Source organism: Streptomyces sp. NPDC048002, assembly GCF_040653275.1.
Lineage (GTDB): Bacteria > Actinomycetota > Actinomycetes > Streptomycetales > Streptomycetaceae > Streptomyces.
In genome coordinates this window covers 98,275-121,694 of sequence record NZ_JBEZNL010000001.1, presented here as the reverse complement: position 1 = coordinate 121,694, position 23,420 = coordinate 98,275, and the positions used below count along the sequence as shown (strand labels likewise).

The window sequence follows — 23,420 nt, the reverse complement described above, 5'->3', positions numbered from 1 at the left end:
GCACGGCCGAGAAGAGCACGTCGGCCGAGAGAACCACGGCGGCCGGGAAGAGCACGGCGAAGAAGCGCGCGGTCAGGAAGAGCACGGCCAAGAAGGCGGGCGCGGCGCAGGCCGCGGAGCAGACGGGAGCCACGACAGTGGTTGCGAAGAAGACTCCTGGCACGGCCACGGCGGCGAAGTCCGGCGTTCCCCAGGCGCGCGCCTCCGCGACGGCGCAGCCGGGGGAGCTCGCGGTACGGCCCGGTGAGGACCCCTGGACCCCCGAGGAGGTCGCCGAGGCCCGCGCCGAGCTGGAGTCCGAGGAGGCGCGCCTGCGGGCCGAGATCACCTCCTCCGAGCGGGCCCTGTCCGGCCTGATGCGGGACTCGGGGGACGGCGCCGGCGACGATCAGGCCGACACCGGCACGAAGAACATCACGCGCGAGCACGAGCTGGCGCTGGCCGCCAACGCCCAGGAGATGCTCACCCAGACCGAACGGGCCCTGGAGCGGCTGGACGCGGGCACGTACGGTCTCTGCGAGAGCTGCGGCAACCCCATCGGCAAGGCCCGTATGCAGGCGTTCCCGCGCGCGACGCTGTGCGTGGCCTGCAAGCAGAAGCAGGAACGCCGGTACTGAGGGCCCGATCGGGCGTGCCGTACCCTCGTCCTCAGTCAGGTACCTAGGTTGAGGGACTCACGTGGCAGAGGCGGAGCGCATCATCGGTACGCCGGAATCCCCGGACGGGGCTGAGGCCGAGCCGGAGCAGTCATCCGGGCCGAACGGGCAGGGGAACGGCGAGACGCCGGCCGGCGAGGCGCCTCCCCGGGGCAGGCGCCGGATCGCCGTGCTGTTCGCGGTGGCCGCCTTCGCGTACGCCCTCGACCTGATCAGCAAGATGATCGTGGTGGCAGAGCTGGAGCACCACGAGCCCATCGAGATCATCGGGGACTGGCTGAAGTTCGAGGCGATCCGGAACGCCGGCGCCGCCTTCGGCTTCGGCGAGGCCTTCACCGTGATCTTCACGGTGATCGCGGCCGCGGTGATCGTGGTGATCGCCCGGCTCGCCCGCAAGCTCTACAGCCTGCCCTGGGCCATCGCCCTCGGCCTGCTGCTCGGCGGTGCGCTGGGCAACCTCACCGACCGGATCTTCCGGTCCCCGGGTGTCTTCGAGGGCGCGGTCGTGGACTTCATCGCACCCAAGCACTTCGCCGTCTTCAACCTGGCGGACTCGGCGATCGTGTGCGGCGGCATCCTGATCGTGCTGCTGTCCTTCAAGGGGCTCGACCCGGACGGCACCGTCCACAAGGACTGAGCGCGGGTGCGGGACCGGCTCACCCGTCCGGCATACTCGACGGGTGAGCACGATTCCCGAGATCCGTACCCTGCCCGTGCCGGACGGCCTGGAGGGCGAGCGCGTCGACGCCGCCATCTCCCGCATGTTCGGCTTCTCCCGTACCAAGGCCGCGGAGCTCGCCGCGGCGGGCAAGGTGCTGGTCGACGGCACGGTCGTCGGCAAGTCGGAGCGGGTGAGCGGCGGGGCCTGGCTGGAGGTCGAGATGCCGCAGGCGGCCGCGCCGGTGCAGATCGTGGCCGAGCCGGTCGAGGGCATGGAGATCGTGCACGACGACGAGGACGTGGTCGTCATCGTCAAGCCGGTCGGCGTGGCCGCGCATCCGTCGCCGGGCTGGACCGGGCCGACCGTCATCGGCGGGCTCGCCGCCGCCGGGTACCGGATCTCCACCTCCGGTGCCGCCGAGCGGCAGGGCATCGTGCACCGGCTCGACGTCGGCACCTCGGGTCTGATGGTCGTCGCCAAGTCCGAGCGCGCCTACACCTCGCTCAAGCGCCAGTTCAAGGAGCGCACGGTCGACAAGCGGTACCACACGCTCGTCCAGGGGCACCCCGATCCGACCAGCGGCACCATCGACGCGCCCATCGGCCGGCACCCCCAGCACGACTACAAGTGGGCGGTCACCGCCGAGGGCAAGCCGTCCGTCACGCACTACGACCTGATCGAGGCGTTCCGCGCGGCCTCCCTGCTCGACGTGAAGCTGGAGACCGGCCGCACCCACCAGATCCGCGTCCACATGGCCGCCCACCGCCACCCCTGTGTCGGCGACCTGACCTACGGCGCGGACCCCACCCTCGCCAAGCGGCTGAAGCTGACCCGGCAGTGGCTGCACGCCGTCCGGCTCGGCTTCGAGCACCCCGGGGACGGGCAGTGGGCGGAGTTCTCCTGCGAGTACCCCGACGACCTCCAGCAGGCGCTGGACCAGGTGCGCGAGGAGACCTACGGATGACGGTCCCGTCGTACTCCGTGCGTGTCGCCGCCGAGGACGCCGACCGGGCGCTGTGCTTCGCGGTGCGCCGGGAGGTCTTCGTCGGCGAGCAGGGCGTGCCCGAGGAGATCGAGTACGACGCCTACGACGCCGTCGCCGTGCACGTCCTGGCGGTGCGGGAGGACGGAGTGCCGCTCGGCGCGGGCCGTCTGCTGCACGGCGAGGCCGCCTCGGCGAAGGTCGGCGGCGACCCGTCCGTGGGCTCGCTGGGCAGGCTCGCGGTGTCGAAGGAGGCGCGCGGTCTGGGTATCGGTGCCGCGCTGGTGCGGGCCGTCGAGGACGCGGCACGCGCGCGTGGACTCGCCGCGGTCGACCTGCACGCGCAGACCCACGCGCTGGGCTTCTACGAGCGGCTCGGCTACGAGGCGTACGGGCCGGAGTTCCCCGACGCGGGCATCCCGCACCGGGCGATGCGCCGCGCGGTGTAGCCCAGGGCGCCCAAGGCACTGGTGAGGACGGTGCCGTGGCAGGCTTGGGCCCTGCCCTGTGGACGCCGACCTCGCCGGAGCGCCGATCGTGGACCAGCTGGCCCTGTTGTTCGTCCTGTTGCTCGGGGCCGTGGTCAGCGTTCCGGTCGGGGAGCGGCTCGGGCTGCCGTCGCCGGTGCTGATGACCCTGCTGGGGATGGCGCTGGCGCTGCCGACGTTCGTGCCCAATGTCGAGGTGCCGCCCGAGCTGATCCTGCCGCTGCTGTTGCCGCCGCTGCTGTACGCCGCGGTGCGGCGGACCTCCTGGCGGCAGTTCGCGGCCAATGTGCGCCCCATCCTGCTGCTGGCCGTCGCGCTGGTCTTCGTGACCACCCTGTGCGTGGCCGCCGTCGCGGACGCGGTGATCCCCGGTCTGCCGCTCGCCGCCGCCTTCGCGCTCGGCGCCCTGGTCGCGCCGCCCGACCCGGTCGCCGCCACCGCCGTCGCCGGACAGCTCGGGCTGCCGCGCCGGCTGGTGTCCATCCTGGAGGGCGAGGGGCTGTTCAACGACGTCACCGCGATCGTGCTCTACCACGTGGCCATCGCGGCCGTCGTCAGCGGAAGCTTCTCGTTCTGGCAGGCCGGGCTCGACTTCCTGCTCTCCGCCGTGGTGGCGCTGGTCGTCGGGCTCGTCCTGGGCTGGGGGGCCAACCGGCTGATGGGCCTGCTCGGGGACCCGACCCTCCAGATCGGGCTGACCCTGCTGGTCCCCTACGCCTCCTACGTGCTGGCGGAGGAGCTGCACGGTTCCGGGGTGCTGGCCGTGCTGGTCACCGCGCTGTTCCTGGCGGAGTACGCCACCGACGCGGACGACGTGATGACCCGGCTCGCCGGGAGCACGGTCTGGAACGTCGTCGACACGCTCGTCACCGGCGTCGCCTTCGGGCTGATCGGCCTGGAGCTGCACAACGCCGTACGGACCGCCTCGGGGCGCTGGGGCGAGCTGCTGGGCTGGGCGGCGGCGGTGGCGGGCGTCGTGGTGCTGGTGCGGCTGCTGTGGCTGCTGCCGGCGACCTGGCTGACCAAGCGGATGCACGCCCGGCGCGACTACGACGAGGACATCCCGATGACCTGGCGGGAGACCGTCGTGATGTGGTGGTCGGGGATGCGCGGGGTCGCGTCGGTCGCGCTGGCGCTGGCGATCCCGCTGGAGGTGGACGACGGGTCCGCGTTCCCCGACCGCGACGAGATCGTCTTCGTCGCCTTCGGGGTGATCATGGCGACGCTGGTGGTGCAGGGGCTGACGTTGCCGTGGCTGGTCAAGCGGCTCGGGGTGCGGGCGGACACGGCACGGGAGAAGGAGTTCGAGAAGGAGCTGGCGGTGCGCGCGGCGCGGGCGGCCAAGCAGCGGCTCAGGGAGATCGAGGCGGTGGAGGACCTGCCCGACGAGCTGGCCGAGCAGATGATGCGGCGGGCCTTCGAGATCGGGGTTCGGATCTCCCCGGATCTGGGCGACGAGGAGCGCCGGGACGTGCGGCGCACGGTCAAGCGGCTGCGTCGGATCCAGAAGGAGATGCTGAGCGCGGCGCGGCACGAGGTGCTGGCGGCGCGCAGTGAGCCGGGGGCCGACCCGGAGGTGGTGGACCGGGTGCTGCGCCATCTCGACGTGCGCAGTCTGCGGTGAGACCGGCCGCGGGGCGCCGCCCCCGGCCCGACCGGGGTGCCCCGCGGCTCTCAGCGTCCCGCGGCTCTCAGCGCCCCGTGCGCGGCGGCTCGTGGACGCGGCGCGAGGGAGCGCCGTCCGGTGAGCGGAGGGGGCCGGGTACGCCCGGGGGCAGGGCCGCGTCCGCGGTGTTGACCCGGGGGAGGGCGTACGGGTGGTGCTGCGAGAGCCAGGTGATCATCCGCTCGCGGACCGTCACCCGGACCGTCCAGATGTCGTCGGCGTCCTTCGCCGTCACCAGGGCACGCACCTGGACGGTGTTCGGGGTGGAGTCGGTGATCGTGAGGTTGCAGGAGCGGCCGTCCCAGGCGGGGCACTCGCGCAGGATGTCGCGGAGCTGCTCGCGCATCAGGTCCATCGGGGCCGAGTGGTCGAGGTGCCAGTAGACGATGCCGGTCATCTGGGCGCCGCCGCGGGACCAGTTCTCGAACGGTTTCGAGGTGAAGTACGACACCGGCATCGTGATCCGGCGCTCGTCCCAGGTCCGCACCGTCAGGAAGGTCAGGGTGATCTCCTCGACCGTGCCCCACTCCCCGTCCACCACCACGGTGTCGCCGATGCGGACCATGTCGCCGAAGGCGATCTGGAACCCGGCGAACATATTGCTCAGCGTCGACTGCGCGGCCACACCCGCGACGATGCCGATGAGGCCCGCGGAGGCCAGCAGCGAGGCACCGGCCGCCCGCATCGCGGGGAACGTCAGCAGCATCGCGGCCGCCGCGACCACCCCGACGACGGCCGCCACCACCCGGGTGATCAGGGTCACCTGCGTGCGCACCCGCCTGACCCGGGCCGCGTCGCGGGAGGCGCGGGCGTAGCGGCTGTACGTCGTCTCCACGATCGCCGCCGCGATCCGGATGACCAGCCAGGCTGTCGAGCCGATCAGCACCAGCGTCAGCGTCTGGCCGATCCCGATCCGGTGTTCCTCCAGCACCTTCGCCGAGTCGTAGGAGCCCCTCAGCAGGGCCGCGCACAGCACCAGCTGGTAGGGGACCCGGGCCTGGCGCAGCAGACCCCACAGGGGTGTCTCGGAGTGCCGGCGGTCGGCCTTGCTCAGCAGCAGGTCGGTCACCCAGCCGATGAGCAGGGTGAGCAGGACCGAGCCGCCGATCACGATCAGTGGTCGGAGTACGTTCTCCATGCCTTCGAACGTAACCGTGATCCGGGGGTCCTGAACATGTGATCCCCTGAGACGCCGGACACGGCGCCGCCGGACCCGGCTGGCACCATGGCCTCATGAACATCATGCTCTTTCACTCGACCTTCGGTCCGCGCCCCGCGGTGGGCCTGGCGGCGGAGCGGCTGCGCGAGGCCGGACACGAGGTCTGGACGCCGGACCTCTACGGGGGCCGTACGTTCGACACGGTCGAGGAGGGCATGGCCGCCCAGGACGAGATCGGCAAGGACGAACTGCTCAGGCGGGCCGTGCTGGCCGCCGCCCCCTATTCCGAACGGGGCCTGGTCTACGCCGGGTTCTCGCTCGGCGCCTCCATCGCCCAGACCCTCGCCCTCGGTGACGACAAGGCGCGCGGTCTGCTGCTCCTGCACGGCACCTCGGACATCGCGCCGAACGCGTCGGTCGACGACCTGCCGGTGCAGCTGCACGTCGCCGAGCCGGACCCCTACGAGACGGACGACTGGCTGAGCGCCTGGTACCTCCAGATGGGCCGGGCCGGCGCGGACGTGGAGATCTACCGGTACGCCGGGGCCGGTCACCTGTACACCGACCCCGACCTGCCGGACTACGACGCCGAGGCCGCCGAGGCCACCTGGCGGGTGGCGCTCGGCTTCCTCGACTCGCTCGGGTAGCGCAGCGGCCGGATCACACCGGGTCGTAGGTGCGCTCCACCTTCTGGGTACCGGTGCGGGTGCGGTACGAACGGGCCCAGGCCGCCGTGGCGTCGGCCTTGGTGCGGTCGGACAGCACGTAGAAGTCCATCTGAGCGCGGGCCGCGGTGATGTCGAGGACACCGAAGCCGTGCCGGTCGGTGTCGACCCAGTGGACGTGCCGGTTGGCGGCCCTGATGACCGGTGCGGCGATCGCGGAGACCGTGCCCTCGGGGACCTTCACGATGTCGTCGAGGTTGTCGGAGGTCACCGAGGTGACCACGAACTCGGTGGCCGCCGAGGCGGACAGCGGGTACGTACCGGCGTTCACGGGGACGTCGTTGGCCCACGCCATGTGGATGTCGCCGGTCAGGAACACGGTGTTGCGGATGGCGTTCGAGCGCAGGTGGGCGAGGAGTTCACGGCGGTCGTCCGTGTAGCCGTCCCACTGGTCGGTGTTGAGGGCGAGGCCCTCCTTGGGCAGCCCGAGCAGTTCGGCGAGGGGCTTGAGGAGGTCGGCGGTGAGCGAGCCGATGGCGAAGGGCGCGACCATCACCGAGTTGCCGACCAGCCGCCAGGTGGTGTCGGAGGCCGACAGGCCCGCCTTCAGCCAGTCCAGCTGGGCGCGTCCGGTGAGCGTGCGCTCCGGGTCGTCCACGTCGCCGTTGCCGACGGAGACCTGCTGCGAGCGGAAGGACCGCAGGTCCAGCAGGGAGAGGTCGGCGAGCTTCCCGAAGCGCAGCCGCCGGTAGGTGGTGCCGGCGACGGCGGGACGGACCGGCATCCACTCGAAGTAGGCCTGCTTGGCGGCGGCCTGACGGGCCGCATAGGTGCCCTCGGCGCCCTCGGTGTGGTTCTCGGCACCGCCGGACCAGGCGTCGTTGGCGATCTCGTGGTCGTCCCAGATCGCCACGCAGGGCGCGGCCGCGTGCAGCGCCTGGAGATCGGGGTCGGTCTTGTAACGCCCGTGCCGGGTGCGGTAGTCGGCGAGGGTGAGGATCTCGTGGGCCGGGTCGTGGGCCCGTACGACGGTGTCGCGGGTGCCGTACTCGCCGGTGCCGTACTCGTAGATGTAGTCACCCAGGTGCAGCCAGGCGTCGAGGTCGCCGCGGGCCGCGAGATGGCGGTACGCGGAGAAGTGGCCGGCCTCCCAGTTGGCGCAGGAGACCACGCCGAAGCGCAGGCCCGTCACGGCCGCGTCCGCCGCCGGCGCGGTGCGGGTGCGCGCCGCCGGGGAGGTGGTGCCGCCGGCCGAGAAGCGGAACCAGTAGTCGGTGGCGGGCCGCAGCCCGCGGATGTCGGCCTTGACGGTGTGGTCGGCGGCGGCGGTGGCCCGGGTGGAGCCCTGGGCGACGACGTTCGTGAAGGCCCTGTCGGTGGCCACGGCCCAGCCGACCTCGGTGTCCGGACCGAGCCCGGAGCCGGGTATCGCCTCCGGCACCGGGGTCACCCGGGTCCACAGCAGCACGCCGTCGGGCAGCGGGTCGCCGGAGGCCACGCCGTGCAGGAAGGCGGGCGCCCGGTCGGCGGCGCCGGCGGGCAGCGCGGTGGCGAGGGGGCCGGCGAGGACAGCGGTCGCCGCCGCGGCCTTCACGACCGTACGGCGGCGCGGGGAAAGGGTGTTGAGCGGCTCGTTGGATCTGTCTCGTCTGGTCACGAGCCATCAGGTTACTGAGCGGTACGCACGAGAGCGGGCGAACTCGCGAAAGTTCGCCCGCTCTTCGGCTCCGGTTCGGCCGCCGGGGCCGGTTCAGCCCTTCAGGGCCGCGTTCACCAGCGTGGTGTACTCGTCCACCGTCAGCGGCGGGTTGCCCTGCTCGGTGGTGAGCATCTTGCCGTCCATCACGAGGCTCGGGGTGCCGGTGACGTTGTCCTTGTTGGTGTCGAAGGTCTTCGACATGGCCAGCGCCCAGGCGTCGTAGGTGCCGTTCTTCACCGCGTTCTGGAACTTGGTGTTGTTCTTCAGCGCGTCGACGGTGTTCGCGATCTCGATCAGGTAGTCGTCGTCCTTGAACTTGTCGTCCGACTCCTCCGGGTGCCACTTCTCCGAGTACAGCGCCGTCTTGTACTGGAGGAAGGCCTCGCCGCTGACGTTCAGCGCGGCGCCGAGGGCGCTCATCGCGTTCTTGGAGCCCTCGCCGTTGCTGCCGATCTTGCCGTCGCCCAGCTGGTCGCCGTCGAGGAAGGTGCCGCCGACGAACTGGATCTTGTACTTGCCGTCCTCGACGTCCTTGTCGACGGTCGAGCCGACCGTCTGCTCGAAGGAGGCGCAGATCGGGCAGCGCGGGTCCTCGTAGATCTTGAGGGTCTTCTTGGCGCTGTCCTCGCCGATGACGACGGTGGTGCCGTTCGTGCCGGTCGTGTTGGCCGGGGTGACGACCTTCTCGTCCTGCACGGCCTCCCAGTGGCCGGGCTTGTTCGCCTGGACGACGGCGTAGCCGATGCCGCCGGCCGCCGCCAGCACACCGACGACCGAACAGGCCACCACGATCTGCCGCTTGGCCTTGGCCTTCTTCGCCTCGCGCTCACGCTCGGCGCGCAGCCGCTCGCGCGCCGCCGTCTTCGCCGCCTGGCTGTTCCGCTTGCTCATAGCTGTCTTCTCCATGGGGATGCGCACACGTGTGTGTGCGGAATACATACGGGTGGTGGACCGGTCGTCCCGGTGGTGTGCTCAGGCGAGAACGGCCGAGCGGGGCGGTCCACGCCGTCCCAGGGAGTGCACGAGCAGCCGCTCACGGGCGGCCGTGGTACGGCGGCGGGGGTGCGCCGGCCGGCGGACCGAACGGGCCGGCCGGACCGCCACGGCGGCGACCGCGAGCAGCAGCGGCCGGAAGGTGGTGGCCGCGACCGCGCGCAGCAGCTGGGCCAGGGCGCGCTCACCGCGGCGCAGCCAGGCGGCGGCGAGCAGTCCGACGGTGAGGTGCGCGCCCAGCAGCAGCCAGGCAGTCCTGGGGTCGGCGTGGGCGACCAGGGCGGCGAGCCGGTCGGTGCCGGCCTTCTCGCCGGCCGCGGTCAGCGCGGTGCCGACCCGGGTGCCGTCGCCGCACAGCACGTCCAGGCCGACCGAGCGCAGGGGGCCGGTGACCGGACCGCCGGCGGCGCCGTAACAGACGTGCTGGCCGGTGGTGAAGAGGGTGTCCGCGGCCAGCTCCAGCGGGATCAGCAGCGCGGCGATCCGCCCGAAGCCGCGCTCCCGCCCGGCCAGTAGATAAGAGACGGCGAACACCGTGGCGGCGACCAGGGCCACGGTGTTCAGCGGCAGCGGGGCCCGGGACAGCAGCACGTGCGACGCGGTGCTGAGCGTCACGACGAGTGCCGTGAACAGCGCCGCGCGGAGCGCTCGCATCGAAGTCCCGGATATGTCCATAGCGCTGGAGAGTCTGTCACGGAGGGGTGTAAGGGACCCCTAAAGGGTCCCTGTGAACACCCCCGTCGTGAGGGACCCGCCGTCAGGTACCCGTCCTCACAGACCCGGGATCCGGCCGTTGCGGAACAGGTCCACGAAGATCTGGTGGTCGGTGCGGGCGCGGGCGCCGTACCCGTGCGCGAAGTCCACCAGCAGCTCGGCGAAGCCGTCCTCGTCGGCCGCGATGGCGGCGTCGATGGCCCGCTCGGTGGAGAACGGCACCAGGGACTCGCCGGAGGTGTCGTCCGCCGCCGCGTGCATCGTCGCCGTCGCCCGGCCGAGGTCCGCGACGACCCCCGCGATCTCCTCGGTGTCGTCGATGTCACTCCAGTCGAGGTCCACGGCGTACGGCGAGACCTCCGCGACCAGCTGCCCGGCGCCGTCCAGCTCGGTCCAGCCGAGCCACGGGTCCGCGTGCTGCTGGAGGGCGCGCTGGGAGATCACCGTGCGGTGGCCCTCGTGCTGGAAGTAGTCCCGGATCGCCGGGTCGGTGATGTGCCGGGAGACCGCCGGGGTCTGCGCCTGCTTGATGTAGATCACGACGTCGTTCTCCAGGGCGTCGCTGTTGCCCTCCAGCAGGATGTTGTACGAGGGCAGCCCCGCCGAGCCGATACCGATGCCGCGGCGGCCGACGACGTCCTTGACCCGGTAGGAGTCCGGCCGGGCCAGGGACGACTCCGGCAGTGTCTCCAGGTAGCCGTCGAAGGCGGAGAGGACCTTGTAGCGGGTGGCCGCGTCCAGCTCGATGGAGCCGCCGCCCGGGGCGAACCGGCGCTCGAAGTCGCGGATCTCCGTCATCGAGTCCAGCAGCCCGAACCGGGTCAGCGCGCGGGCGTCGCGCAGCGCGTCCAGCAGCGGACCCTCGGCGGTGTCCAGGGTGAACGGCGGCACCTCGTCGCTCTTGGCGCCGGTCGCCAGGGAGTGGATCCGCTCCCGGTACGCGCCCGCGTACACCTGGACCAGGTCGGTGATCTGCTCGTCGCTGAACGCCTTCGCGTACCCGATGAGCGCCACCGAGGCGGCGAAGCGCTTGAGGTCCCAGGTGAAGGGGCCGACGTAGGCCTCGTCGAAGTCGTTGACGTTGAAGATCAGGCGTCCGGTGGAGTCCATGTACGTGCCGAAGTTCTCGGCGTGCAGATCGCCGTGGATCCACACGCGCGAGGTGCGCTCGTCCAGGAACGGGCCGCTGTATATGCGCGAGCCGCCGTCCCCGTTCGCCGTGTCCTGGTCGTGGTAGAAGAGGCACGCCGTACCCCGGTAGAAGGCGAACGCGGAGGCCGCCATCTTCCGGAACTTCACGCGGAACGCGGCCGGGTCGGCGGCCAGGAGCTCGCCGAACGCGGTGTCGAAGACGGCGAGGATCTCCTCGCCGCGCTGCTCGTCGCTGAGCTTCGGGACCGACATCGCTGGGTGCCTCCTGGTGCAGTGCATGTACGACAGCGTCTCTGCCGTCTCCAACGCACGAAGGTACGCGCGAGTGCCCGGCGTGTGTCAGTGCCGAGGCTTAGACTTCGACGCTGTCCCCCAGACTGTCCGCAGCCGGTCGGACATCCGTAGTCGTTCGTTCGCCTTGGAGGCCGCAGCCGTGTCAAAGCCGCCGTTCACGCACCTGCACGTCCACACCCAGTACTCGCTGCTGGACGGTGCCGCGCGGCTCAAGGACATGTTCGACGCGTGCAACGAGATGGGCATGACCCACATCGCCATGTCCGACCACGGCAACCTGCACGGCGCCTATGACTTCTTCCACTCGGCGAAGAAGGCCGGGGTCACCCCGATCATCGGCATCGAGGCGTACGTCGCCCCCGAGTCCCGGCGCAACAAGCGCAAGATCCAGTGGGGCCAGCCGCACCAGAAGCGGGACGACGTCTCCGGCTCCGGCGGTTACACCCACAAGACGATCTGGGCGGCGAACTCCACCGGTCTGCACAACCTCTTCAAGCTGTCCTCGGACGCCTACGCCGAGGGCTGGCTCCAGAAGTGGCCCCGGATGGACAAGGAGACCATCTCCCAGTGGTCCGAGGGGCTCATCGCCTCCACCGGCTGCCCCTCCGGCGAACTCCAGACCCGGCTGCGCCTGGGCCAGTACGACGAGGCCCTGAAGTCGGCCGCCGAGTACCAGGACATCTTCGGCAAGGACCGCTACTTCCTGGAGCTGATGGACCACGGCATCGAGATCGAGCGCCGGGTCCGCGACGGCCTGCTGGAGATCGGCAAGAAGCTCGGCATCCCGCCGCTGGTGACGAACGACTCGCACTACACCTACGCGCACGAGGCGACCGCCCACGACGCGCTGCTGTGCATCCAGACCGGCAAGAACCTCTCCGACCCCGACCGCTTCCGCTTCGACGGCTCCGGGTACTACCTGAAGTCGACGGACGAGATGTACGCCATCGACTCCTCGGACGCCTGGCAGGAGGGCTGCGCCAACACCCTCCTGGTGGCCGAGCAGGTCGACACCTCGGGCATGTTCGTCGAGAAGAACCTCATGCCCAGGTTCGACATCCCCGAGGGGTACACCGAGGTCTCCTGGTTCCGCGAGGAGACCATGCGCGGGATGCACCGCCGCTTCCCGGACGGCATCCCGGACGACCGCATGAAGCAGGTCGAGTACGAGATGGACACCATCATCTCGATGGGCTTCCCGGGCTACTTCCTCGTGGTCGCCGACTTCATCATGTGGGCCAAGAGCCAGGGCATCGCGGTCGGCCCCGGCCGAGGCTCCGCGGCCGGCTCGATCGTCGCCTACGCCATGGGCATCACCGACCTCGACCCCATCCCGCACGGCCTGATCTTCGAGCGCTTCCTCAACCCCGAGCGCATCTCCATGCCCGACGTCGACATCGACTTCGACGAGCGTCGGCGCGTCGAGGTGATCAGGTACGTGACGGAGAAGTACGGCTCCGACAAGGTCGCCATGATCGGCACCTACGGCAAGATCAAGGCCAAGAACGCCATCAAGGACTCCGCGCGCGTCCTGGGCTACCCGTACGCCATGGGCGACCGCCTCACCAAGGCCATGCCCGCCGACGTCCTCGGCAAGGGCATCGACCTCGACGGCATCACCAACCCCTCGCACCCGCGCTACAGCGAGGCCGGCGAGATCCGCGCGATGTACGAGAACGAGCCGGACGTCAAGAAGGTCATCGACACCGCCAAGGGCGTCGAGGGACTGGTCCGGCAGATGGGCGTGCACGCCGCCGGCGTCATCATGTCCAGCGAGCCCATCGTCGACCACGCCCCGATCTGGGTGCGGCACACCGACGGCGTGACCATCACGCAGTGGGACTACCCGCAGTGCGAGTCGCTGGGCCTGCTGAAGATGGACTTCCTCGGCCTGCGCAACCTGACGATCATGGACGACGCCGTCAAGATGGTGAAGTCCAACAAGGGCATCGACCTCGACCTGCTGGCCCTGCCGCTCGACGACCCGACGACCTTCGAACTCCTCCAGCGCGGTGAGACCCTCGGCGTCTTCCAGTTCGACGGCGGCCCCATGCGCTCGCTGCTGCGCCTGATGAAGCCCGACAACTTCGAGGACATCTCCGCCGTCTCCGCGCTCTACCGTCCCGGCCCGATGGGCATGGACTCGCACACCAACTACGCGCTGCGCAAGAACAAGCTCCAGGAGATCACCCCGATCCACAAGGAGCTGGAGGCACCCCTCGAAGAGGTCCTCGCCGTCACCTACGGCCTGATCGTCTACCAGGAGCAGGTGCAGAAGGCCGCCCAGATCATCGCCGGGTACTCGCTCGGCGAGGCCGACATCCTCCGCCGCGTGATGGGCAAGAAGAAGCCCGAGGAGCTGGCGAAGAACTTCACCATCTTCCAGGCCGGCGCCCAGAAGAACGGCTACAGCGACGAGGCCATCCAGGCCCTGTGGGACGTGCTGGTCCCGTTCGCCGGCTACGCCTTCAACAAGGCCCACTCGGCCGCGTACGGACTCGTCTCGTACTGGACCGCCTACCTCAAGGCCAACCACCCCGCCGAGTACATGGCAGCGCTGCTGACCTCCGTCAAGGACGACAAGGACAAGTCGGCGATCTACCTCAACGAGTGCCGCCGCATGGGCATCCGGGTGCTCCCGCCGAACGTCAACGAGTCGGTGCACAACTTCGCCGCCCAGGGCGACGACGTGATCCTCTTCGGCCTGGAGGCCGTCCGCAACGTCGGCTCCAACGTCGTCGAGTCGATCATCAAGAGCCGCAAGGCCAAGGGGAAGTACTCCTCCTTCCCCGACTACCTCGACAAGATCGACGCCGCCGCCTGCAACAAGCGCACCACCGAGTCGCTGATCAAGGCCGGCGCCTTCGACACCCTGGGGCACACCCGCAAGGGCCTGACCGCGCAGTACGAACCGATGATCGACAACGTGGTCGCGGTCAAGCGCAAGGAGGCCGAGGGCCAGTTCGACCTGTTCGGCGGCATGGGCGACGAGCAGAACGACGAGCCCGGCTTCGGACTGGACGTGGAGTTCACCACCGACGAGTGGGACAAGACCTACCTGCTCGCCCAGGAGCGGGAGATGCTCGGCCTCTACGTCTCCGACCACCCGCTCTTCGGCCTGGAGCACGTGCTGTCGGACAAGGCGGACGCGGGCATCTCCCAGCTCACCGGCGGCGAGCACGCGGACGGCGCGGTCGTCACCATCGGCGGCATCATCTCCGGCCTCCAGCGCAAGATGACCAAGCAGGGCAACGCCTGGGCCATCGCCACCGTCGAGGACCTCGCCGGGTCCATCGAGTGCATGTTCTTCCCCGCGACCTACCAGCTCGTCTCGACGCAGCTCGTCGAGGACGCGGTCGTGTTCGTCAAGGGCCGCCTGGACAAGCGCGAGGACGTGCCGCGGCTGGTCGCCATGGAACTCCAGGTCCCGGACCTGTCCAACGCCGGCACCAACGCCCCGGTCGTCCTGACCATCCCCGCGGTCAAGGTCACCCCGCCGATGGTCAGCCGCCTCGGTGAGATCCTCAGCCACCACAAGGGCGACAGCGAGGTCCGCATCAAGCTCCAGGGCCCGACCAGGACGACGGTCCTGCGCCTGGACCGGCACCGGGTCAAGCCCGACCCGGCGCTCTTCGGCGACCTGAAGGTGCTGCTCGGCCCGTCCTGCCTGGCCGGCTGAGCGGCCGCCGCCACGCACAGGGCGGCACGTACGAGAGGGGCGCATCCGTTCGCGGGTGCGCCCCTCGTCCTGTGCCTGGGCTTCAAAAGGCCCGTTATGAAGATGTCAGTTGTGACCGAACTTCTTCTGCTTGCCCTTGCGCGCGATGTCGCCCGGAGTCACCTGGGACATCCGCTGCTCGGCCTGCGCCTCCATCGAGGACTGCTGGGCCTGCTGCGCCCCGCGCTCGGACTGCGGCTGCTTTCGGTCACGGTTCTTGTTCTTGGCCATGGTGATCTGCCTCCTGAGGGGGATCTAGGGGCCAGGGCCGCGACCAGACTCACATAGGCTGACATCGGGCGCATTTCGTATCATTACCGACCGTGACCAGGGCAGTTCGAGCCGGGTACCCCCAAACGCCACGCCGAAGATCGAGTTCCGGCCGTTAACCTTCGCGCGGTCGGGCAGACTCGAAGGAAGCCCGAAGCAAACCTCCCGGAAAGAGGGTGGATCGCGTGGACCGCTGCATCGTCCTGGTGGACGCCGGGTATCTGCTCGGGGCCGCCGCCTCCCTCCTGGCCGGGGAGCCCTCCCGGTCCCGGATCACCGTCGACCACACCGCCCTCATCCAGGGCCTGCGGGAACGGGCCGAGTCGGACACCGAACGCCCGCTGCTGCGCATCTACTGGTTCGACGGCGCGCCCGACCGCGTCCCGCAGCCCGAGCACCGCCGGCTGCGCGTGATGCCCCGGGTGACCGTACGGCTCGGCGCGCTGACCCGCAGCGACGGACGCTGGGCCCAGAAGGGCGTCGACGCCGCGATGCACGCGGAGCTGACCGAACTCGCCCGCAACCGGGCCTGCTCGGACATCGTCCTGGTCACCGGGGACGGCGACCTGCTGCCCGGCATGATGGCCGCCAAGGAGCACGGGGTCGCCGTGCACCTGTGGGCCGTGCAGGCCGCCGACGGCGACTACAACCAGTCCGAGGACCTCGTCGCCGAGGCAGACGAACGCCGGGTGCTGGACCGCACCTGGATCACCAAGGCCGTACGCGCCAAGGAGTTCGGCGGGGTCTGCGCGCCGCCGCCCGCGCCGCGGCCCGAGATCGCCGCGATCCTCTCCGCGCCACTGCCCGACTCCGCGCTCGCCGCGCCCGAACGGCCCACCGAGGAGCGCGAGCACCGCCAGCCCGACGTGGCGGCGGAGAACGGCGCGCCCGAGCGGGTGCCGGCGCCGAAGGGCGTACCCACGCCGAAGGACCTGGCCGCCCTGCGCGGCCCCGGGGCGCAGCCCGCCCCCCACCCCGCCGGGGCGACCCTGCGCTGGTCCTCCGACAAGGGCTGGGTGGACCGGCCCGGCACCGCCGCCGAGCCGCACGACATCGCCACCATGCCGACGCTCGCCCAGCTCACCACGGCGGAGCAGCGGTGGGCGGACCGCGAGGAGGACATCACCACCGTCGGGGGTGACCCCTACGAGGTCGGGCAGGTGTTCGCCCGCCGGTGGATGGAGCGCCTCGGCGACCAGAGCCATCTGCAGAAGCTCTCGGGCATGTACCCGCGCGTCCCGCACCGCATCGACGGCGAACTGCTGCGGTACGCGGCCCGGTTCGGGCTGCTCGCGCACAAGGACGACCAGATCGACGAGCACGACCGCTACGCGATCCGGGCCGGGTTCTGGCGGGAGATCGATGTACGGACGGCCGCCGAACACGCACCCGCGGGGGAGTGAAACGGCACATACCCCGCCCCCAGGGGCGGGCCCGGCCTCGCGACCCCGTAGTCTCATCCCTTGTGAGTACGCGCGCGACACCGGCACTTCGGCCCTGTGGGGATGTCGTGTGCGCCGTGCGCGGGCTGACCAAGACCTATCCGGCGGTACGGGCGCGGCGCGGCACGCCGGCCACCCCCGAGGTACGGGCCACCGACGACGTGTGCCTGGACATCCGGCGCGGTGAGATCTTCGGGCTGCTCGGACCGAACGGCGCCGGCAAGACCACGCTGGTACGGCAGCTCACCGGGCTGATGCGGCCCGACCGCGGCAGTGTGGAGATCCTCGGCCACGACATCGTGCGGCACCCGGAGCGGGCCGCGCGGATCCTCGCCTACCTCGGCCAGGAGTCGACCGCCCTCGACGAGCTGACCGTCTCCCTCGCCGCCGAGACCACCGGCCGCCTGCGCGGCCTGGAGGTGCGCGCGGCGCGGGCCGAGCGGGACGCGGTGCTGGAGGAGCTGGGCCTGACCGAGCTGGCCGGGCGGCCCCTGAAGAAGCTGTCCGGCGGACAGCGGCGGCTGGCCTGCTTCGCCGCCGCGCTCGTCGGCGCCCGCCCGCTGCTCGTGCTGGACGAGCCCACCACCGGTATGGACCCGGTGGCGCGGCGCGCCGTCTGGTCCGCCGTCGACCGGCGGCGGGCCGAGCACGGCACGACGGTGCTCCTCGTCACCCACAACGTCATCGAGGCCGAGACCGTCCTCGACCGGGTCGCCGTGCTCGACCGCGGCCGGGTCATCGCCTGCGACACGCCCGCCGGGCTGAAGGAAACGGTCGCCGGGGAGGTCCGGGTCGACCTGGTGTGGCGGGAGACGCCGCCGCTGCACGTGCCCGAGGTGGCCGCGCTCCAGGACCGGGTCATCGAGTCGGGCCGCCGCTGGACGCTGCGGCTGGCGCCCGAGGAGGCCCGCGCGGTCGTCGCCACCGTCACCGGCGGGGCCGCCTTCTCCGCCCTCGACGACTTCACCCTCGCCACCCCCAGCCTGGAGGACGTCTACCTGGCGCTGGGCGGGGCCGCGCGGCAGGGACTGGTGAAGGCTTGAGCGTCACTGGGCCGGGTTTGAGTACAAACAGCGTCGCATTCGTACGGAACGGGACTGCCGCCGCAGCGAAGAGGAGCAGCGCCACGTGAGTGTCGTACCCGCCGAGATCCTGCCGGGCCGTGTGCGGGCCGCGGACGAGTCGCCCGTCACGGACGCGGCCGAGCTCGGGCCGCGGGCCCGGCTGTGGCCGTCGCTGTGCGCCGTGTACCGGGCGCAGCTCTCGCGCGCGCGGGTGGCCCGGATTCCGCTGCTCTTCGTGGCGACCTTCCAGTCCGTCGGGATCATGATCCTGATGCGGGGGGTCGTGGACGGTGGGGACGAGGCGCGAGCCGTCGTGGCCGGTTCCTCGGTGCTCGTGGTCGCCTTCGTCGCCCTGAACCTGCTCGCGCAGTACTTCGGGCAGCTGCGGGCCAGCGGCGGGCTCGACCACTACGCGACGCTGCCGGTGCCGCCCGCCGCCGTGGTGCTCGGGGCGGCCGGCGCGTACGCCTCCTTCACCGTGCCCGGGACCGTGGTCACGGCCGTGTTCGGGTGCGTGCTCTTCGGACTGCCGCTGACGCACCTGTGGGTGCTGGTCGCGGTGATCCCGCTGGCCGGGGCGGCGCTCGCCGGGCTCGGCGCCGCGCTGGGGCTGCTCGCCCCGCGGCCCGAACTCGCGACCGTGCTGGGTCAGCTGGGCATGTCCGCGGCGCTGCTGCTGGGCGTGCTGCCCGCGGAGCGGTTGCCCGAGGCGGTGCGGTTCGCCCGGGACCTGCTGCCCTCCACCTACGGCGTGGAGGCGTTCTCCCGCACCTTCGGGGAGCGGCCGGACTGGGCCCTCGTCCTCGGTGACCTCGCCGTGTGCGGGGTGGTGGGCGTCGTCTCGCTCGCCGCGGCCACCTGGGCGTACCGTCGGGCGGCCGTCCGGTGACGCGTCACACGGGTGGGCCTGGCACGATGTCAGGGTGACCGCACCGTTGACTCCGCCTCCTCCGCCGCGTGACCAGTCCGCCAACACGGCGTGGCAGCAGCCTCCCGTGCCCGGCGGCGGGCTCGGGCCCCATCCCTCCCACTGGCCCGCGCCCGCGTACGGGGACGACGGGCCCGGGATGCGGACCGAGCTGCGGGAGGCCGCCGTGGTCGCGGTCGCCGTGGCGGCGGCCGGGTTGCTGCTCGGGGTGCTGTGGTCCTGGCTGGCGCCGCGGGTACCGCTCGTCGGGGACGTGGTCGACGGGGGCTGGGTCGTCTACATCAAGGACACCGAGGGGGAGCAGGCCATCGGTGTCGAGGGGACCTTCACGCTGCTGGCGCTCGCCTTCGGGGCGGTGAGCGCGCTGGTGGTGTTCCTCGTGCGGCGGCGCGGGGGTGTGCCGCTGGTGGTGGCGCTGGCCGTCGGGGGGTTCCTGGGGTCGTTGCTGGCCTGGCGGGTCGGAGTGTGGCTCGGTCCCTCGCAGGACGTCATCGCGCGGGCTCAGGAGGTCGGCAAGGGGGTGACGTTCTCGGCGCCGCTGGAGCTCAACGCGGAGGGGACGTGGCTGGTGTGGTCCATCGTGGCGCTCGTGGTGCATCTGGGGCTGACGGGGTTGTTCGGGCCTCGGGATCCCGATCCCTATGAGCAGCAGTACGGGGGGAAGGACGGGTACGGGGCGCCTTCGGCTTAGCGGGGCTTCTCTCGCCCCCGCCGCCCCTTCCCGTCCCGAACCCGGGGGCTGCCGCCCCCGGACCCCCGCTTCGGCCCCGAAAGGGCCTTGTCCTCAAGCGCCGGACGGGCTGCTAGGCGGGGCGTCTGCCGTGGTTGGCTTTGCGCTTTTTCAGGCGCCATTTGCGTTTGCGCGTCTTCTTCGACATGTTCCCTCTGCTTAACCGACAAAGGGGGGTTCGTCGAGGGGCTACGCGCGGCCGATGGGGGCCAGGGTCGCCGTGGTGAGCGTGGCCAGGTCGGTGGGGGAGAGTTCGATCTCCAGGCCGCGGCGGCCCGCCGAGACGCAGATCGTCGCGTGGGCGGTCGCCGAGACGTCCAGGACCGTGGGGAGCCTCTTGCGCTGGCCCAGCGGGGAGATGCCGCCCCGGACGTAACCGGTGGTGCGTTCCGCCAGGGTCGGGTCGGCCATCACCGCGCGCTTGCCGCCCGCCGCCGTCGCCAGCGCCTTCAGGTCCAGCTGCCCCGCCACCGGGACCACCGCCACCGTCAGCTTGCCGTCCACCTCCGCCACCAGGGTCTTGAAGACCCGGTCGGGGGAGACGCCCATCGCCTGCGCCGCCTCCTCGCCGTAGGAGGGGTGCGACGGGTCGTGCTCGTAGGCGTGGGTGGTGAACGGGACCCCCGCCGCCGTCAGGGCGACCGTCGCCGGAGTGCCCCCGGGCTGCGCCTTCTGCTTCTTCGCCATCCTGTGCTCCTCGCTCAGTTCAGACTCGTCGGCGTACGCGTCAGGTCCGCGGCCGGCAGGGAGGGCAGGTTACGGATGATCGACGTCTCCGCGCGCAGCAGTTTCAGTTCGTCGCGCAGCCGGGACGCGGTGTCGGGGGCCTGGAGCAGGCGCTGTTTGGTGGGGGTGTCCAGCATCATCGCCGCCGCGACCAGGTAGGACACCACCGACGGCTCGTCGGGCAGCTCCGCGCCCGTCGACAGCGAGCGCTCCCGTGCCCCGGCCAGCCGCTTCTGGTACTTCCGGAAGGCCCGCAGCACGCCCTCGGCCAGGGCACCCGCCTCCTCGCCCGGCTCCTCCGGCAGCTCCTCCAGCTCCGCCGTCAGGAACTCGCCCGTGGCGTCCACCGAGATCAGCCGCACCCGGGTCGTGCCGGTCGCCAGCACCTCGAAGGTGCCGTCCGCCCGCTCCCGGATCGTCGCCGCGTCCGCGACGCACCCCGTCGCGTGGAAGGACTTGATCGGCTCCGGGCCGAAGCCCGCGCCCGGCCCGCGCTGCGGCAGCGCCGTCGGATCGGGCATGCCGGGCGCGCTCGGGGCCACCTCGTGGCCGTCGCGGATCGCCACGACCGCGAAGCGGCGCGGCTCGTCGTCGGGCAGCTTCGACAGGGTGCGCATCATCGCGCGGTAGCGCTCCTCGAAGATGTTCAGAGGCAGCACCAACCCCGGGAAGAGCACGGAGTTCAGGGGGAAGAGCGGAAGCCGGACGGTGGTCACGACGCAAGAGCCTAATGGTCCTCGGACCGGTCACGTCCGAGGTGCCCGGGGATCGGACGCCCGGACGGCTTCCGCAGCTCGGCCCGCACCCGCAGACAGTGCCCGAGCGGGTCGTCCGAGAACCGGTCCCAGGGGAACGACGTGGCGTACGGGCCGGTCAGCCGCAGCTGCTCCAGGGCGTCCGAGGAGCGCTCCAGCCGCACCAGTACGTAGGTGAGCAGGTTGCGCAGCTCCGCGGGCCAGGGGTCAGCCGCGGGCAGCAGGGCGGAGAGCGCCGCCGCCCGGTCCGCGGCCGCGTCCAGCTGGGCCCGGGGCAGCTCGGGACCGCAGCCGTCGGTGAGGTAGGCGAACACCGCCCGCACCGGCAGCGCCTGGACGAGGGAGTCGGCCGGCGCGTCCTGCGCGGCGCGGTCGGCGAAGTCCAGGCACTCCTGGTGCGAGCCGTGCCAGGAGGACGCCAGGTAGCGCAAGGCCGCCACATGGCAGCCGTAGTGGTGGGGGGCCCGGCGCATGGCCGCCTCCCACAGTTCCTCGACGTACTTGGGTCCCGCCTGGGAGCCGCGGGCGTGGTCCAGGGCGATCCGCCAGGGCACCGGGTCGCGGTCGTCGCCGTGGGCCGCCGCCGTGACCAGGGGGCTCACCCCGCGCAGCAGCTCCGCGCGGGCCGGTGACAGCCAGGCCCGGTCCACCCGCAGCTGGGCGTCGACCAGCAGGCGGTCCGGGTCGCGCGGGGCGGCGGCCCGCCAGGACTCGAACCACTCCGGGCGGGCGTGCGCGAAGGCGGCGAGCCGGGCGGTGTAGCGGTCGCGGTGCTCCCACTCGCCGGCCGCGCGGGTGGCGGCGAGCAGCGCGGCGGCCGGCGCGTACTCGCCGCGCGCGGCGGAGACCAGCGCCGGGCCCAGCCGTGCGTCGGGCGCGTCGAGCAGCACCTCGTCGTCGGTGGGGGGACCGGAGGTGGGGGGTGCGGTCCTTGCCATCCGCGAACCGCGGAGGAACGGCAGCAGCAGAGCCATGGTGTCGACCATTGAAAAGCCGCGCGCCGAAACGGCGCCAGGGTCTCCGGCCAACTCGGGGAAAGTTGTACGGTCCTCGGTCAAGGAACGGCAAAAAGCTTCAGCCCCGGCGGAGCAGCCGGGTCGCCCCCGCAGCCACCGTCGTGGCCAGGATCCAGCCCAGCAGGATCATGGCCGCCGCCAGCCACTGCCAGCCCCCCTTGAGCTGCCAGAAGCCCACCTGGCCCAGGTCGATCACCGGGAGCAGCAGGTCCAGGGCGAACAGCGTCGGGTTCCACTCCGGATGCTCGCCGCGCTCGATGGGCGGATGACCGGCGTGCGCGAAGGCCACCGAGCCGGCCGCCCACAGCACCGCCATCCACACCGCGGCCCGGCCCGGCCGGTACCCGTAGGCGACCGTCCAGTCCTGCGCGTACCCCCAGAACTTGGCGGCGACCGGCAGGCTCTCCCGGCGCCGGCGCTGCTTGGCGAGGAGCACCTCGCGGGCGTCCTCGTCCTCGCCGCCCGCCCGGAGCACGGTGGCGAGCCGCTCGTAGGGCTCGGGGTTGTACTCGGCGGTCGCAGCGGACACCCAGGCCAGCCGCTCGGCCAGCGGGAACGGGCCGCGCGGCACCAGGTTCTCGTAGGCGAAGCCGCCCATGTGCAGCCGGCCGGGGCCCGGCCAGGCGTCCGCCCGGTCCATCAGGTTGACGATCCGGGCGCCCGACAGCACGACCGTGCCGCGTGCCGGGCGCTCCCCGAGGAAGCGCAGCTCCGGGGTCTGGACGCGGCGCAGCGACAGTTCCTGCTCGTCGGTGAGGGTGAAACGGGCCCGCTCCATGTCGACGGCGTCGCCGAACCGTCCGTCGTCCAGGCGGACCCCGCCCTCGCACTCGAAGCGCTGGATCCGGGTGCCGCGGGCCGGGGTGGTACCGCTGAGCATCGGGTTCCCGAGGCCGGCCGGGGTCAGGTACAGCGAGCGCTCCACGGTCAGCTGCGGGGCGTTGAGGGCCCGCCGCGTGTAGGGGTTGGCCAGCCGGGCCCCGCGCAGGCTCAGCGAGACGCCGATCTTGGCGCCGCGCAGACTCAGCTCGCCGTGCGACTCCAGCAGCTCGGCCTGGAGGTCCTGGCCCACCGACATGCCGTCCGCCGCGATCGAGCGCCCGCTGCGGTCGCGGTACACGACGGCCTGGTTGAGCAGCAGGTCGGTGCCGATGCGGGCGTCGGTCAGCCGGATGCCGTTGTGGAAGCGGCAGCGCGGCAGGTGCAGATCGCCCTCGGTGTGCACCCGGGCCGCCTCCAGGCGCGGCACCGAGCAGTCCACCAGCCGTACGGTCGTGAACCGGGCCTCGGGCAGCAGGACCTCCCGCTCGAACCGGCAGCCGCGCAGCTCGACGTACGGATCGACCGTGCCGCCCGCCAGGTCCAGTACCCCGCTGATCCGGACCCCGACCAGCTTCAGGGCCGCCACCCGGCCGGCCAGCGCGGGCGGCCCGTCCAGCAGCAGCCAGCACACGATGCGGGCCCGCACGGTCCGCTCCGGCCCCCACGGATGCCCGCCGTGCGGATCGTCGACGACCGTGTCGCCGCTGCTCAGGTCGTACACGGTGCCGTTGCGGAAGGCCTGCCACATGCCGGCCTCGGCGGCGGTCAGGTCGTCCGGCAGGTCCCCGTCCCGGATGCCGGCCCCCTCGGTCACGGTGTT

Annotated in this window: 21 protein-coding genes; 11 read left to right on the top strand and 10 right to left on the bottom strand. The window is 71.7% G+C overall.

Going from position 1 to position 23,420, the window contains the following annotated elements:
• The 5 genes from AB0E07_RS00555 to AB0E07_RS00535 form a co-directional block, all read left to right on the top strand.
• Positions 1-617 (top strand): TraR/DksA family transcriptional regulator (locus AB0E07_RS00555; protein ID WP_362244825.1); only part of this gene is annotated, 617 nt, incomplete at its 5' end.
• A 61-nt stretch (positions 618-678) separates the two neighbouring features.
• Positions 679-1,293, top strand: a complete 615-nt coding sequence (gene lspA / locus AB0E07_RS00550; protein ID WP_362244823.1) for a signal peptidase II — start codon at positions 679-681, stop codon at positions 1,291-1,293.
• 43 nt (positions 1,294-1,336) lie between these two features.
• Positions 1,337-2,281: an RluA family pseudouridine synthase gene (locus tag AB0E07_RS00545; protein WP_362244821.1), complete on the top strand. Its 945-nt coding sequence runs from the start codon at positions 1,337-1,339 to the stop codon at positions 2,279-2,281.
• Positions 2,278-2,748, top strand: a complete 471-nt coding sequence (locus AB0E07_RS00540; protein ID WP_362244819.1) for a GNAT family N-acetyltransferase — start codon at positions 2,278-2,280, stop codon at positions 2,746-2,748. The genes AB0E07_RS00545 and AB0E07_RS00540 overlap by 4 nt, the downstream gene beginning before the upstream one ends.
• Positions 2,749-2,836: 88 nt before the next feature.
• Positions 2,837-4,411, top strand: a complete 1,575-nt coding sequence (locus AB0E07_RS00535) for a Na+/H+ antiporter (protein WP_362245720.1) — start codon at positions 2,837-2,839, stop codon at positions 4,409-4,411.
• 67 nt (positions 4,412-4,478) lie between these two features.
• On the opposite strand, the gene AB0E07_RS00530 is transcribed toward AB0E07_RS00535, so the two are convergent.
• Positions 4,479-5,591: a mechanosensitive ion channel domain-containing protein gene (locus AB0E07_RS00530; RefSeq protein ID WP_362244817.1), complete on the bottom strand. Its 1,113-nt coding sequence runs from the start codon at positions 5,589-5,591 to the stop codon at positions 4,479-4,481.
• Positions 5,592-5,686: 95 nt separating this feature from the next.
• Between AB0E07_RS00530 and AB0E07_RS00525 the strand changes: the two genes are divergently transcribed.
• Positions 5,687-6,259 (top strand): dienelactone hydrolase family protein, encoded by a 573-nt coding sequence (locus AB0E07_RS00525; protein ID WP_362244814.1) that lies wholly within the window; start codon positions 5,687-5,689, stop codon positions 6,257-6,259.
• Between the two features lie 13 nt (positions 6,260-6,272).
• On the opposite strand, the gene AB0E07_RS00520 is transcribed toward AB0E07_RS00525, so the two are convergent.
• The 4 genes from AB0E07_RS00520 to AB0E07_RS00505 form a co-directional block, all read right to left on the bottom strand.
• Positions 6,273-7,934 (bottom strand): alkaline phosphatase D family protein, encoded by a 1,662-nt coding sequence (locus AB0E07_RS00520; RefSeq protein WP_362244812.1) that lies wholly within the window; start codon positions 7,932-7,934, stop codon positions 6,273-6,275.
• 93 nt (positions 7,935-8,027) lie between these two features.
• Positions 8,028-8,867: a thioredoxin domain-containing protein gene (locus AB0E07_RS00515; protein WP_362244810.1), complete on the bottom strand. Its 840-nt coding sequence runs from the start codon at positions 8,865-8,867 to the stop codon at positions 8,028-8,030.
• 81 nt (positions 8,868-8,948) lie between these two features.
• A complete protein-coding gene (locus tag AB0E07_RS00510) occupies positions 8,949-9,644 on the bottom strand; it encodes a hypothetical protein (protein WP_362244808.1) in 696 nt (231 codons plus the stop codon).
• A gap of 96 nt (positions 9,645-9,740) precedes the next feature.
• Positions 9,741-11,087, bottom strand: coding sequence for a DUF2252 domain-containing protein (locus tag AB0E07_RS00505; protein WP_362244806.1), 1,347 nt, complete (start codon positions 11,085-11,087; stop codon positions 9,741-9,743).
• 181 nt (positions 11,088-11,268) lie between these two features.
• Between AB0E07_RS00505 and dnaE the strand changes: the two genes are divergently transcribed.
• Positions 11,269-14,808: a DNA polymerase III subunit alpha gene (gene dnaE, locus AB0E07_RS00500; RefSeq protein ID WP_362244804.1), complete on the top strand. Its 3,540-nt coding sequence runs from the start codon at positions 11,269-11,271 to the stop codon at positions 14,806-14,808.
• A gap of 105 nt (positions 14,809-14,913) precedes the next feature.
• Here the strand turns inward: dnaE and AB0E07_RS00495 are convergent, their stop codons facing one another.
• Positions 14,914-15,078 (bottom strand): hypothetical protein, encoded by a 165-nt coding sequence (locus AB0E07_RS00495; protein ID WP_362244802.1) that lies wholly within the window; start codon positions 15,076-15,078, stop codon positions 14,914-14,916.
• Positions 15,079-15,302: 224 nt separating this feature from the next.
• On the opposite strand from AB0E07_RS00495, the gene AB0E07_RS00490 reads away from it, so the two are divergent.
• From AB0E07_RS00490 to AB0E07_RS00475, 4 genes are all read left to right on the top strand, one after another.
• Positions 15,303-16,520 (top strand): NYN domain-containing protein, encoded by a 1,218-nt coding sequence (locus AB0E07_RS00490; RefSeq protein WP_362244800.1) that lies wholly within the window; start codon positions 15,303-15,305, stop codon positions 16,518-16,520.
• Positions 16,521-16,627: 107 nt separating this feature from the next.
• The gene (locus AB0E07_RS00485; protein WP_362244798.1) at positions 16,628-17,602 is read left to right on the top strand and encodes an ABC transporter ATP-binding protein; all 975 of its coding nucleotides are present in this window, start codon (positions 16,628-16,630) and stop codon (positions 17,600-17,602) included.
• An 85-nt stretch (positions 17,603-17,687) separates the two neighbouring features.
• Positions 17,688-18,512, top strand: a complete 825-nt coding sequence (locus tag AB0E07_RS00480; RefSeq protein WP_362244796.1) for an ABC transporter permease — start codon at positions 17,688-17,690, stop codon at positions 18,510-18,512.
• Between the two features lie 34 nt (positions 18,513-18,546).
• Positions 18,547-19,242, top strand: coding sequence for an AAA family ATPase (locus tag AB0E07_RS00475; protein ID WP_362244794.1), 696 nt, complete (start codon positions 18,547-18,549; stop codon positions 19,240-19,242).
• Between the two features lie 228 nt (positions 19,243-19,470).
• On the opposite strand, the gene ybaK is transcribed toward AB0E07_RS00475, so the two are convergent.
• The 4 genes from ybaK to AB0E07_RS00455 form a co-directional block, all read right to left on the bottom strand.
• Positions 19,471-19,968 carry a Cys-tRNA(Pro) deacylase gene (gene ybaK, locus AB0E07_RS00470; protein WP_362244792.1) on the bottom strand — a complete coding sequence of 166 codons (498 nt, stop codon included), beginning with the start codon at positions 19,966-19,968 and terminating at the stop codon, positions 19,471-19,473.
• 14 nt (positions 19,969-19,982) lie between these two features.
• A complete protein-coding gene (locus AB0E07_RS00465) occupies positions 19,983-20,723 on the bottom strand; it encodes an LON peptidase substrate-binding domain-containing protein (RefSeq protein WP_362244790.1) in 741 nt (246 codons plus the stop codon).
• An 11-nt stretch (positions 20,724-20,734) separates the two neighbouring features.
• Positions 20,735-21,748: a hypothetical protein gene (locus tag AB0E07_RS00460; protein WP_362244788.1), complete on the bottom strand. Its 1,014-nt coding sequence runs from the start codon at positions 21,746-21,748 to the stop codon at positions 20,735-20,737.
• An 88-nt stretch (positions 21,749-21,836) separates the two neighbouring features.
• Positions 21,837-23,414, bottom strand: a complete 1,578-nt coding sequence (locus AB0E07_RS00455; protein ID WP_362244786.1) for an oxidoreductase — start codon at positions 23,412-23,414, stop codon at positions 21,837-21,839.
• Between the last annotated feature and the right edge of the window lie 6 nt (positions 23,415-23,420).

Coding starts and splice junctions, on each gene's coding strand:
- AB0E07_RS00540 (WP_362244819.1), top strand. CDS start 2,278: ATGACGGTCCCGTCGTACTCCGTGCGTGTCGCCGCCGAGGACGCCGAC.
- AB0E07_RS00530 (WP_362244817.1), bottom strand. CDS start 5,591: ATGGAGAACGTACTCCGACCACTGATCGTGATCGGCGGCTCGGTCCTG.
- AB0E07_RS00525 (WP_362244814.1), top strand. CDS start 5,687: ATGAACATCATGCTCTTTCACTCGACCTTCGGTCCGCGCCCCGCGGTG.
- AB0E07_RS00515 (WP_362244810.1), bottom strand. CDS start 8,867: ATGAGCAAGCGGAACAGCCAGGCGGCGAAGACGGCGGCGCGCGAGCGG.
- AB0E07_RS00510 (WP_362244808.1), bottom strand. CDS start 9,644: ATGGACATATCCGGGACTTCGATGCGAGCGCTCCGCGCGGCGCTGTTC.
- AB0E07_RS00505 (WP_362244806.1), bottom strand. CDS start 11,087: ATGTCGGTCCCGAAGCTCAGCGACGAGCAGCGCGGCGAGGAGATCCTC.
- AB0E07_RS00495 (WP_362244802.1), bottom strand. CDS start 15,078: ATGGCCAAGAACAAGAACCGTGACCGAAAGCAGCCGCAGTCCGAGCGC.
- ybaK (WP_362244792.1), bottom strand. CDS start 19,968: ATGGCGAAGAAGCAGAAGGCGCAGCCCGGGGGCACTCCGGCGACGGTC.
- AB0E07_RS00460 (WP_362244788.1), bottom strand. CDS start 21,748: ATGGTCGACACCATGGCTCTGCTGCTGCCGTTCCTCCGCGGTTCGCGG.